The organism is Marinovum sp. E3 (genome assembly GCF_055755275.1).
In genome coordinates this window covers 132,817-143,686 of the sequence record NZ_JBVTQV010000004.1, presented here as the reverse complement: position 1 = coordinate 143,686, position 10,870 = coordinate 132,817, and the positions used below count along the sequence as shown (strand labels likewise).

9 protein-coding genes and 2 pseudogenes are annotated in these 10,870 nt (G+C 65.2%); 3 read left to right on the top strand and 8 right to left on the bottom strand.

Going from position 1 to position 10,870, the window contains the following annotated elements:
• Together AC0J5K_RS20845 and AC0J5K_RS20840 are read right to left on the bottom strand one after the other, a co-directional pair.
• On the bottom strand, positions 1-266 hold a 266-nt coding region (locus tag AC0J5K_RS20845), incomplete at its 3' end, for a helix-turn-helix transcriptional regulator (protein ID WP_048535229.1).
• Between the two features lie 81 nt (positions 267-347).
• Positions 348-1,010 (bottom strand): TetR/AcrR family transcriptional regulator, encoded by a 663-nt coding sequence (locus tag AC0J5K_RS20840; RefSeq protein WP_420398510.1) that lies wholly within the window; start codon positions 1,008-1,010, stop codon positions 348-350.
• 120 nt (positions 1,011-1,130) lie between these two features.
• Between AC0J5K_RS20840 and AC0J5K_RS20835 the strand changes: the two genes are divergently transcribed.
• Positions 1,131-3,167, top strand: a complete 2,037-nt coding sequence (locus AC0J5K_RS20835; protein ID WP_420398509.1) for an oxidoreductase — start codon at positions 1,131-1,133, stop codon at positions 3,165-3,167.
• Between the two features lies 1 nt (position 3,168).
• The gene (locus tag AC0J5K_RS20830; RefSeq protein ID WP_283643757.1) at positions 3,169-4,197 is read left to right on the top strand and encodes a trans-3-hydroxy-L-proline dehydratase; all 1,029 of its coding nucleotides are present in this window, start codon (positions 3,169-3,171) and stop codon (positions 4,195-4,197) included.
• Between the two features lie 40 nt (positions 4,198-4,237).
• Here AC0J5K_RS20830 and AC0J5K_RS20825 read toward each other — a convergent pair whose 3' ends face one another.
• Positions 4,238-4,594, bottom strand: coding sequence for a VOC family protein (locus tag AC0J5K_RS20825; RefSeq protein ID WP_283643756.1), 357 nt, complete (start codon positions 4,592-4,594; stop codon positions 4,238-4,240).
• A gap of 146 nt (positions 4,595-4,740) precedes the next feature.
• Between AC0J5K_RS20825 and AC0J5K_RS20820 the strand changes: the two genes are divergently transcribed.
• Positions 4,741-5,439, top strand: coding sequence for a helix-turn-helix transcriptional regulator (locus AC0J5K_RS20820; RefSeq protein ID WP_283638619.1), 699 nt, complete (start codon positions 4,741-4,743; stop codon positions 5,437-5,439).
• Between the two features lie 58 nt (positions 5,440-5,497).
• On the opposite strand, the gene AC0J5K_RS20815 is transcribed toward AC0J5K_RS20820, so the two are convergent.
• The 5 genes and pseudogenes from AC0J5K_RS20815 to AC0J5K_RS20795 all read right to left on the bottom strand — a co-directional run bounded on the left by AC0J5K_RS20815 (position 5,498) and on the right by AC0J5K_RS20795 (position 10,517).
• The gene (locus tag AC0J5K_RS20815; protein WP_074837699.1) at positions 5,498-6,442 is read right to left on the bottom strand and encodes a D-ribose ABC transporter substrate-binding protein; all 945 of its coding nucleotides are present in this window, start codon (positions 6,440-6,442) and stop codon (positions 5,498-5,500) included.
• A gap of 95 nt (positions 6,443-6,537) precedes the next feature.
• Positions 6,538-7,602 carry an ABC transporter permease gene (locus tag AC0J5K_RS20810; RefSeq protein ID WP_048535221.1) on the bottom strand — a complete coding sequence of 355 codons (1,065 nt, stop codon included), beginning with the start codon at positions 7,600-7,602 and terminating at the stop codon, positions 6,538-6,540.
• A 15-nt stretch (positions 7,603-7,617) separates the two neighbouring features.
• Positions 7,618-8,346, bottom strand: a pseudogene (locus tag AC0J5K_RS20805) (sugar-binding transcriptional regulator); the annotation flags it as partial.
• 51 nt (positions 8,347-8,397) lie between these two features.
• Positions 8,398-9,936, bottom strand: a pseudogene (locus AC0J5K_RS20800) (sugar ABC transporter ATP-binding protein); the annotation flags it as partial.
• Positions 9,936-10,517, bottom strand: coding sequence for a DUF2291 family protein (locus AC0J5K_RS20795; RefSeq protein ID WP_244526542.1), 582 nt, complete (start codon positions 10,515-10,517; stop codon positions 9,936-9,938). The pseudogene AC0J5K_RS20800 and the gene AC0J5K_RS20795, both read right to left, overlap by 1 nt.
• Positions 10,518-10,870: the final 353 nt, after the last annotated feature.

Here is a 10,870-nt window from a genome sequence, read left to right as displayed (position 1 = left end):
CAGAAGATATCCTCGGGCCGGGGCCGTGCCGCCCGCTCCGATTTGCCCTGCCGATGCACCAGACCGAGATCCAGATCGAGCGCCGCGATCACCGCAAGCAGGAGGCTGAGCTTCGGTTCGTGCGCTGCCGTCTCGATACGCGAGATCTGGCGCGGATCGGTGCCCGCCAGGCGCGCCAGATCAGCCTGGGACCAGCCCCGCCCCTTACGGGCAAGACGGATTTCCCGGCCCAGCCCCGTCACGTCTCGGAAAATGGTCACAACCATTGGCGTTTATTCCAAACTTGTAGTATCTGACGTTTATACCATTCTTGTAGAAACTTCAAGATACCACAAACTTGTAGAACTTTACCGGGGGGCGCGCCCGGCCCCGGGCTGAAACGCCAACCGGGCATGGAAACGCGCCATCTCGCTCGGGGTCGGATCCCGCCCGCAATAGGTGCGCACATAGCCCGGCACGCGGGCCATGCGCAGCGCGCGGTCCTCCTCGACCTGCATGGCGATATAGCCGATCTGCACGAGATAGACGGCGCGGGCCCGCACATCGGCATCCTCGGCATCAAAGCCGAAGCGCGTGAAAAGGGCGTGGATTGCCGCCAGCCGGGTCTCGTCGGCGGCATTGATCCGCGCCGTGACCGCCTCGGACCGATGCGCCCAGCCGCGCACCGCAAAGTCGAGCCTCGGCTCGAACAGCGCCTCGTCGTGAAACACCGTGATGAGGTTCAGCATCGCTTCGGCAACGGTATCGGCATAGGCGGCGCAGGCGGTCTCGAAAGCGCCGGTGTTCTTGGTCTCCCAATCTTCCAGCAGCGCATCGAGAAGCGCATTCCGGTCCTTGAAGAACCAGTAGAAGCTGGTGCGCGACAGCTCGAGATGCGCCGCCAGCGGCTGGATTTTCACCGCCTCCACGCCGCCCTCGATCAGTGCCGCCTTGGCCGCCTCGAGCCAGAGCGCAGCCGATCCGCGCCAGCCCGTCGCCTTGTCCGGTTCGATGTCATCGGTGGTGTTCATGCCGCCAGAATAGGCCGCGCCGGCCGATGCCACAAGAAAATAGTCACTGATGAACTTTTAATTGACACAAGTGAACATTTTGCCGGAGGATGCCCACGAACGCCAAGCGAGGCCTGTGTCATGTCCAATGATCCCCTTCTCCAGCCCTACGATCTGAAGCACCTGCGGCTGAAAAACCGGCTGATGATCACCAGCCACGAACCGGCCTATCCCGAGGACGGCATGCCCAAGGACCGTTACCGCGCCTATCATGTCGAACGCGCCCGCGCCGGCGTGGCGCTCACGATGACGGCGGGCTCGGCTTCGGTGGCGCGCGACAGCCCGCCGGTCTTCAATAACATCCTCGCCTGGAAGGACGAGGTGGTCGGCTGGATGAAAAAGCTCGCCGACGAATGCCACGAACACGATTGCGCGGTGATGATCCAGCTCACCCATCTCGGCCGCCGCACCCGTTGGGACAAGGCCGACTGGCTGCCGGTGGTCTCGTCGAGCTTTGAGCGCGAAGCCTCGCACAAGGCCTTTCCGAAGAAGGCCGAGGAATGGGACATCGCCCGCATCGTCGAGGATTACGCCGATGCCGCCGAACGAATGAAGGCCGCCGGTCTCGACGGCATCGAGTTGCAGGCCTATGGCCACCTGCTCGATCAGTTCTGGTCGCCCGCCACCAACGATCTTGACGGCCGATACGGAGGCGACCTCGAAAACCGCATGCGGCTGTCGATGGAGGTGCTGTCGGCGGTTCGCGCCCGGGTGGGGGCCGATTTCCTTGTCGGAATCCGCTATGTCGCCGACGAGGACATGGCCGGCGGCATCACCAGGGAAGAGGGATTGGAGATCTCCCGCCGACTGAAAAACAGCGGCCTTGTCGATTTTCTCAACGTGATCCGTGGCCATATCGACACCGATGCGGCGCTGACCGATGTGATCCCGGTGCAGGGCATGCGGTCGAACCCGCATCTCGACTTTGCCGGCGAAATCCGCGCCGCGACCCAGTTTCCCACGTTCCACGCCGCCAAGATCCAGGACGTGGCCACCGCCCGCCACGCCATTGCCTCGGGCAAGCTCGACATGGTCGGCATGACGCGCGCGCATATGGCCGACCCGCATATCATGGCCAAGATCCTGCGCGGCGAGGAAGAGCGCATACGGCCCTGCGTCGGCGCCAATTACTGCCTCGACCGCATCTACCAGGGCGGCATGGCGCTCTGCCTGCACAACCCGGCAACAGGGCGCGAGCTGGAGCAGCCGCACAGCGTTCCCGCGGCCGGGGCGCGTCGCCGCGTGGTGGTGATCGGTGCCGGTCCCGCCGGGCTGGAGGCGGCGCGGGTCGCCGCCGAACGGGGCCACGAGGTGATCGTGCACGAGGCGGCCAACGATCCCGGCGGACAGGTCCGGCTGACCGCGCAGACACCGCGCCGGGCCGAGATGATCCAGCTCATCCAGTGGCGCTTCGAGGAATGCACCCGGTTGGGCGTGACCTTCCGCTTCAACAGCGTCGCCGACCCCGAGACGGTGCAAGCCGAGCGGCCCGAGGTGGTGATCGTGGCCACCGGCGGCCTGCCCCACACCGAGGTGCTCTCCGACGGCAACGGCCAGGTCGTCTCGACCTGGGATATCCTGTCGGGCGACGTGACCCCGGGCGAGACCGTGCTGATCTATGACGATGCGGGCGATTACGCCGGCCTCCAGGCGGCCGAGAAGATCGCCGCCACCGGTGCCAGGGTCGAGATCGTCACCCGCGACCGCAGCATCGCCTCCGAGGTCATGGCGATGTCGCTCACCCCCGCGATGCGCGAATTGCAGCAACGCGACGTGACCTTCACCGTGACCTGGAAGCTTGACGCCGTGAGCCGCGAGGGAAATGCGCTGCGCGCCGTTCTGGGCAGCGATTACGGCGGTTTCACCCGCGAACGGCGCGTCGATCAGGTAGTGGTCAACCACGGCACGCGGCCGCTGGACGAGCTCTATTTCGAACTGCGCGACGGCTCCAGCAACCACGGCGAGGTGGATTACGAGGCGCTGATCGCGGGCCGCCCGCAAACAGTGATCCGCAATCCCCAGGGCGCCTACCAGCTCTTTCGCATCGGCGACGCCGTGGCCGCGCGCAACACCCACGCGGCGATCTACGACGCCTTGCGGCTTTGCAAGGTGCTCTGACATGCGCTCGGTCAAGACCGTTCACGTGATCTCGGCCCATGCCGAGGGCGAGGTCGGCGACGTCATTGTCGGTGGCGTGCTGCCGCCGCCGGGCGAGACCGTCTGGGAACAAAGCCGCTGGATCGCCGGCGACGAGACGCTGCGCAACTTTGTCCTGAACGAGCCGCGCGGCGGGGTCTTTCGTCACGTCAACCTGCTGGTGCCGCCAAAACACCCCGAGGCGCAGGCGGCCTGGATCATCATGGAGCCCGAGGACACGCCGCCGATGTCCGGCTCGAACGCGATCTGCGTCGCCACCGTGCTTCTCGATGGCGGCCTGGTGCCGATGCAGGAGCCGGAAACCCACCTTGTGCTCGAGGCGCCGGGCGGTCTTGTCCGGGTCCGGGCCGCGTGCCGGAATGGCAAGGCCGAACGCATCTTTGTCCAGAACCTGCCCGCCTTTGCCACCCGGCTCGATGCGCCGCTGGAGGTCGCGGGCCTCGGTGCGCTGACAGTGGACATTGCCTATGGCGGCGACAGCTTCGTGATCGTCGACGCCGCCGCCTTGGGGTTTGCGCTGAGCGAGGACGAGGCGCATGACATCGCGCGCCTGGGCGTCCGCATCACCGATGCCGCCAACGCCCAGCTCGGGTTCGCCCACCCCGAAAACCCGGAGTGGCGCCACATCTCCTTTTGTCTTTTCGCCGGGCCGCTGAAAGAGGGGGCGGACGGCTTGGAAACCGGGGCCGCCGTCGCCATCCAGCCGGGCAAGGTCGACCGGTCCCCCACCGGCACCGCGCTTTCGGCGCGGATGGCCGTGCTGCATGCCCGTGGCCGGATGAAGACCGGCGACCGGCTGACCGCGCGCTCGCTGATCGGCTCGACCTTCGGCGGCACCATCCTCGGCGAAACGACGCTGGCCGGCCACCCGGCGATCCGGCCCGAGATCTCGGGCCGGGGCTGGATCACCGGCATTCACCAGCACATGCTCGACCCTGACGATCCCTGGCCACAGGGCTACCGTCTGTCCGACACCTGGGGCGCGCGCTGACCTGAAACCGCGCCGCCCGGATCGCGGCCGGGCTTTGCGCTCAGTCGGAAAAGCACAGCTTGTTGCCGTCCAGGTCTCTCACATAGGCCGAGAACTTCGGCCCCCGCTGATGCGGCGCGCCCTCGCAGGTGCCGCCGAGATCGATGGCCAGCGCATGCAGGCGTTTGACGGCCTCCGCCGCTCCGACGCAGAACCCGACCATCGTGCCGTTGCCGGTGGTGGCCGGTTGCCCGTCGAAGGGGATCGCAGTTGCAAATGCGAAATCCTCTCCGAGCCAATAGGTCATCCGCTCGGACGCCGCCATGGTCTGAAGCCCGGACTGCGCAAACAGCGCGTCGTAGAAGGCCCTTGAGGCCTGCATGTCGTTTGTACCGACAACGAAGTAATTCATTTTCATCTGTATGCTCTCTCTTCCGTTCTGGGGTCATGCGGGCCCGGTGGCTGCCTTGGCCCCGGCCGCGGGGCCGTCATATTGCTAAATAGGACAGTTTATGTCATATTTGTTCGATGACACGGGCAAATGCGCATGACCGGCTGAGACGGATGGAAATGCTTGCCGTCCAGCTGAAGCAGGACGTGCATTGCACGGTCGGAGAGCTTGCGCGCCACCACGGTGTCAGCACGCGAACGATTGCGCGGGATCTGTCGCTCATGCGCGAGCAGGGCATGCAGATCGACGCCGATCGCGGGCGCGGCGGCGGGGTGCGTCTTGATCGGAACTGGGGCGTCGGCAGGTTGAACCTGGCCTATGCCGAGGCGGTCGATCTTCTGATCAGCATCGCGGTCGCGGAACGCATGAATTCGCCGATGTTCCTGGCAAGCCTGGGGTCCGTCCGGCGGCAATTGGTGGCGTCCTTCTCACCGGAAAAGCGCCAGAAGGTGAACCGGCTGAAATCCCGCATTCTGATCGGGGTCACCGCATCAACCTTCGTTCAGGCCGGCGCTACAGCCCCGCCGAAACGCGTCGTCCAGACCTTGCACCAGGCCTTTGTCGATCAGGAAATCTTGGAAATACGCTACAAGAGGGAGGATGGCGGCACTTCCGCGCGGCAGATAGAGCCCCATTACCTTTTGCTGAAATATCCGATTTGGTATGTCGTGGCCCTTGATCACCTCAGACAGGGGCCGCGCATCTTTCGCTGTGATCGCATGGTGTCGGGCAAACTGACCGGCGCTCATTTCCGCTTGCTGCCAAAGCAAGCCTTCGAGCCCTCGCTGGCCGACGACGACCTGTCCCTGTGACCGAACAACAAGAGACGGGCGCGCGGTGGAACCCGCGCGCCCGTTGCAAGGGTTGCGATTACGACAGCGTGAAGGCCGCGGTGTAATCGGCCACATTGTCCGGGGTGATCAGCAGGCAGTCGAACAGCTGCTTTTCCTCGCTGACCATCGGCGTGCCATTCTTGATGTAATAATCGGCCTGGATCACAGCTTCGCGGGAAAAGACGGCGACCGGTTGCAGGACCGTATAGGCCATTTCGCCGGCCTTGACCGCTTCCACCGCATCCGGCGAACCGTCAAAGCCGCCGACAACCACGCCCTCGAGCTTGCCGGCCTCTTTCAGCGCGGCAATCGCCCCCAGCGCCATTTCGTCGTTGCCCGAGATCACCGCGTCGATCTCCGGGTTGGCCTGGATGATCGACTGCATCTTGTTGTAGCCTTGGGTGCGGTCCCAGTTGGCCACTTCCTCGGCGGCCTTTTCGAGGTCGGGATACTGGCTCAGCACGGTCTCATAACCGTTCGACCGGGTTGCGGCGTTGTTGTCGGCGGGGTTGCCGAAGAATTCGACGTAGGTCGCCGCATCCCCCACCAGCGACTGGAACTGAACCGCGCCAAGCGCCGCGCCCTGCGCGTTGTTCGACACCAGCTGCGCGATGGCTATGCCGGATTCGTTGATCTCGGCGTTCACCAGAAAGACCGGGATGCCGGCCGCGGTGGCCTTGCGGACCACGCCGACGGAGCCGTCGGCATTGGCCGGGTCGAGGATGATCGCCTTGGCGCCATTGGTGATCGCGGCATCGATCAGGTTGGATTCGACGTTGGTGTCCCCCTTGTGCGCCGCCACAGTGGCGTCATAGCCCAGCTCTTCTGCGGTGGCCTTGGCGACTTCGCCTTCGGTGAACCAATAGGGGTTGGCCGGGTCGGTGACGATGATCGAGATCAGGCCCTCGGCCCAGGCCGAGCCCGCCATCAACGGCAGCGCGGCGGCCGCGGCCAGAAGCGTGCGTTTGGTGAATGTGATCATTGGTTCTCTCTCCCTTGGGTTTGGTGGGCGCCGGCGAACCGGCGGGTCTTCGCGTCGGGTCTCTTCGCCCGAAGATGCGCGAAACTGCGGCGGGATCAGGCCTTGCGGCCCTTGCTCCCGTATTGGATGGAGTTGAGCATCACGGCGAGCACGATGACCGCGCCGGTAAAGACGGTCTGCCAGTAGGACGAGACGCCGATGATGACGAGACCGTCCGACAGAAAGCCGATGACGAAGGCGCCGAGCAGCGTGCCGCTCACCTTGCCGCGCCCCCCCATCAGCGATGCGCCGCCGACGACAACCGCGGCAATGGCGGTCAGCTCATAGGTGGTGCCGGCGGTGGGGCCGGCCGAGGTCAGCTGTGATGACAGCACCAGCCCGGCGATGGCGGCACAGACGCCCGAGAGCACGTAAACCGTGATCTGCACCTTCTTGACCGGCACGCCCGAAAGCTCTGCGGCACGTTCGTTGCCGCCCGAGGCATAGAGCCAGCGGCCAAAGGCGGTGCGCGCCAGCAAAAGCCCGGCGGCAATCGCCACCCCGGCCAGCACGATCACCCCGATGGGCACGCCGCCGATACGGTTGAAGCCGAGCCAGTTGAAACCGGTGTTGCCGAATTCGGGCGTGCCCGAAAGATTGTTGAAGGTCAGCCCGTTGGTCATCAAGAGCGCCACGCCGCGCGCCACATAGAGCGACCCCAAAGTGGCGACGAAGGCCGGCACCCGGAAAAAGGCGATCAGTATGCCGTTGATCGCGCCGACAAAGGCGCCAAGGGCAAGCGTCAGCACCACCACGGCCCAGACCGGCGGATAGAGGATGACCCCGGCCGATTCCAGCTCGACCCCCTGCATCAGGAAGCCGGCAAAGACACCGGTCAGCCCCAAGACCGATCCAACCGACAGGTCGATCCCGCCATTGAGGATCACCAGCATCATGCCGATCGACAACAGGCCGAAGATCGCCACGTGATTGGCCATGATCAGAAAGTTCGACACCGTGGCATAGTTTGGCGACAGTACGGAAAAGATCAGGATGATGGCGATCAGCGCAAAGAAGGCGCGGCCTTCCAGAAGGATCTGGACGAGATTGGCGTCCTTGCCAAAGAGCTGCGCCCTCAGCCCGCCGGAGCCGGGTTTCTTGGTGGTGGTGACATCGGTCATGTCGAGGATCTCCGTTCAGTGCTGCGCCGGTGCGGGCGTGTCGAGGTCGACAATCGCGCGGGCGGTGTGTTCGTCGATGATCAGCCCGCTGAGCAGGCCGCTTTCCAGAATGGCCTTGATGGCATCGGTCTTGAGGGTGCCGCCGGCCACGGCGACGATGCGGCGGCCACTGAGCTGGTCGAGCGGCTGGGTCAGGATACGGTCGCTGATCTCCCGGCCGACGGGTCTGCCGCGTTTGTCAAAGAAATGGCCGAGCATTTCGCCGACGCCGCCGGCACGGGCGATACCGGCCATTTCCTGCGGCTCGATCATGCCGGTGGCGACCAGTTCGGCCTCGGGCACCGTGGTGCCGATGCCGACGATCATCAGGTCGGCCTGCCGGGCCAGGTCGGCGGCCGCGCGCGCCGCCTTCTGCTCCAGAAGCACCGCGCGGTCGGCGGTGGAATTGGCGATGAAGGGCACCGGCATCGAGACCGGCTCCGCGCCGGTCAGCGCCGCCAGTTTCGACACGATGGCATGCGGGTTCAGATCCGCCCCGCTGGTCAGCGCGCCCATCAGCGACACGACTTTCAGATCCCCGGCCGGCCCGGCGTCGAGCCTGTCGACGCAGGCCAGCAGCGTCCGGCCGTGCCCGACGCCGATCACCTTGTTGCGCCCGGCGGCGATCTCCGCCGCGAGGAACTTTCCGCCGGCCCGGCCGAGCGGGCCGAGCGCCAGATCTTCCTGGTGCAGATCGGTGACGACCTCGCAGAAATCGAGGCCGAAGGTCGTGGTCAGGCTCTGCTCCAGATCCACCTCGCCCGAGGCGGCCATGATCTGTTCCTTGGTTGCATCGGGGCCGAAGCTGGCCGAGATCTTGCCCTTGTGCATGACGATGATGCGATGCGCGATGGACAGGCATTCGCTGACCTCCGAGGTGGAATAGACCACCGCGAGCCCCTGTTTCGCGCCTTCGGCCAGAAGCCGGAACACCTCTGCCTTGGCACCGATGTCGATGCCGCGCGACGGTTCGTCCAGCAGCACCACCGACGGGTCGGTGGCCAGCATCTTGCCAATCACGACCTTCTGCTGATTGCCACCTGACAACGAGCCGATGGCGGCGCCGCCGCCGTCGGTCTTGATGGTCACCTCGCGGATCGAACGGTCGATGATCTTCTGCTCGTCGGCCTTCGAGGTGAACAGCCCCCGGGTAAAGGCGCCGATCGAGGCCAGCGACAGGTTCTGGCCCACGCTCATGGTCTGCACCAGCCCGTCGCGCTGACGGTCTTCCGGCGTCAGCACCAGCCCGGCCGCGATCCGCTGGGCAATCGACATGCCGGCCAGATCGCGGCCATGCAGGGCGATCTGGCCGCCCGAGGCCGGCAGCCGCCCGGCGATGCATTCCATCAGCTCGGTGCGGCCCGCACCCATCAGGCCGTAGATACAGAGGATCTCGCCCTGGCGGACGTCCAGCGACAGCCGATCGACCACCGAATACCCCGATTTGCCGGACGCCGGCACGCTGAGGTTGGTGATCGACAAGGCGACCTCGCCAAAGGTCACGTCGGGCGGCGACCCGAGATCGAAATTCTCGCCCACCATGTTGCGCACGATCCATTCCAGATCGATCTCGGCGCGCGGCGCATAGGCCGTCATCACCCCGTCGCGCAGCACCACCGCGTGATCGGTGATGGTCAGCGCTTCTTCCAGATGGTGCGAGATATAGACGATAGAGACACCGCGATCCTTCAGGTCGTGGATCACCTTGAACAGCACCTCGACTTCCGAGGCCGACAGCGCCGAGGTCGGCTCGTCCATGATCAGGATGCGGGAATTGACCGAAAGCGCGCGGGCGATCTCGACGATCTGCTGCTGGCCGAGGCGCAGATCCTCGACCGGGGTCAGCGGGTCGATGTCCTCTTCCAGCTCCGCCATCAGGGCGCGGCACTGGCGCTCTTGCTCGGCAAAGTTCACGCCGCGCGGCCCCATGATCTCGCGCCCCATGAAGATATTGTCGCGCACGGTCATGTTGGGGGCGAGGGACAGCTCCTGGTGGATGATCGAGATCCCCAGCTCCCGCGCCGCGACGGTCGAGGTGATCTCGACCGGTTGACCGTCAAGGATCAGCGCGCCGGAGGTCGGCAGATGCACCCCCGACAGGATTTTCATCAGCGTCGACTTGCCGGCGCCGTTTTCGCCAAAGAGCGTGGTGACCTGGCCGCGATGCACGTCGAAGTTCACCCCCTTCAGCGCATGGACCGCGCCAAAGCTCTTGGTGACGTCGCGGGCCGCCAGCACCACTTCGGCCGCATCCGGAGCCTGCGCCGGGGCGGCGATATTGACCTGGGCCTGCATCACTGCACCTCCAGCGCCACCGGGGTGACCAGCCAGTTCCTGGGATTGATCATGGTAAAGGCCCCGGTGACGGTGATCGTCCGACCGGTCAGCGCCTCGCGGTCGAGCCCGTCGAGCACCGCGGCGGTCATGGCGCGGTTGATGCCGGCGCCGGCGTTCTGGTACTCGATCTGGTTCTTGAAGGCGCCGAACGCGATATCGCCGGTGATGTCGCGCAGCTCGGTGCCATTGATTGCCGGGCCGGTCTGCACGCGCACCCCGGTGCCCTCGGGCAACCCCTCGACCGCGACGCTGAAGATCCCCGACTTGCCCGCGCCGACGGTGCCGGTGAAGGTCACCGGCATCACCGGAAAGGCCCCGGCCATGGTGCCATGGGCGGCAATCGCGGCGGACTTGTCGGCGGCCAGCTCCCGGGCCAGTGCCTCCGCCTCGGGCGCCTTGCCGGCGACATACTCCTGGATGCGCGGAAACTCCTGCTGACCAAAGCGGTCAGGGTCGAAGGCCTGCTGGCGCAGATCCTCTTCGCCGCCGATCGTCACCACCTTGGTGTCGATGGCAATTGCGCCGGCCAGAACAACCATAACGATAGCCGTGATTGCCTTGCGTCGCGTCGCCCTGGAAGCGCTTGCGGATAAGGTGCCGATCGTGGCCATTGCGGACATGTCCTTTCCTGTCGGGTCCGGCGCGCCGAACCTTGGTGATTCTGCGCCAGCCACGGCCGGCGCGGTCATGTTGTGGAAATGGCCAACAGCTTGATGCTGAACCCTTCCTCCCCTGTCGTTGGCCCGGGACCTCCTCAATCCCTGCTCGGGGCCGTCGACTCGCCGCGGATGACATCCACGGTTGATTGACCAAACCATATTCGAAAAAAATTACGTTGTCTGCAAAAAATTTCACACCGAGAATTTTTTCTGTATTACACCCTATGCAACCT

Bases quoted from the DNA above. Each gene is read 5' to 3' on its own strand.
- AC0J5K_RS20840 (WP_420398510.1), bottom strand. From the start codon at position 1,010: ATGAACACCACCGATGACATCGAACCGGACAAGGCGACGGGCTGGCGC.
- AC0J5K_RS20835 (WP_420398509.1), top strand. From the start codon at position 1,131: ATGTCCAATGATCCCCTTCTCCAGCCCTACGATCTGAAGCACCTGCGG.
- AC0J5K_RS20830 (WP_283643757.1), top strand. From the start codon at position 3,169: ATGCGCTCGGTCAAGACCGTTCACGTGATCTCGGCCCATGCCGAGGGC.
- AC0J5K_RS20825 (WP_283643756.1), bottom strand. From the start codon at position 4,594: ATGAAAATGAATTACTTCGTTGTCGGTACAAACGACATGCAGGCCTCA.
- AC0J5K_RS20820 (WP_283638619.1), top strand. From the start codon at position 4,741: ATGGAAATGCTTGCCGTCCAGCTGAAGCAGGACGTGCATTGCACGGTC.
- AC0J5K_RS20815 (WP_074837699.1), bottom strand. From the start codon at position 6,442: ATGATCACATTCACCAAACGCACGCTTCTGGCCGCGGCCGCCGCGCTG.
- AC0J5K_RS20810 (WP_048535221.1), bottom strand. From the start codon at position 7,602: ATGACCGATGTCACCACCACCAAGAAACCCGGCTCCGGCGGGCTGAGG.
- AC0J5K_RS20795 (WP_244526542.1), bottom strand. From the start codon at position 10,517: ATGGTTGTTCTGGCCGGCGCAATTGCCATCGACACCAAGGTGGTGACG.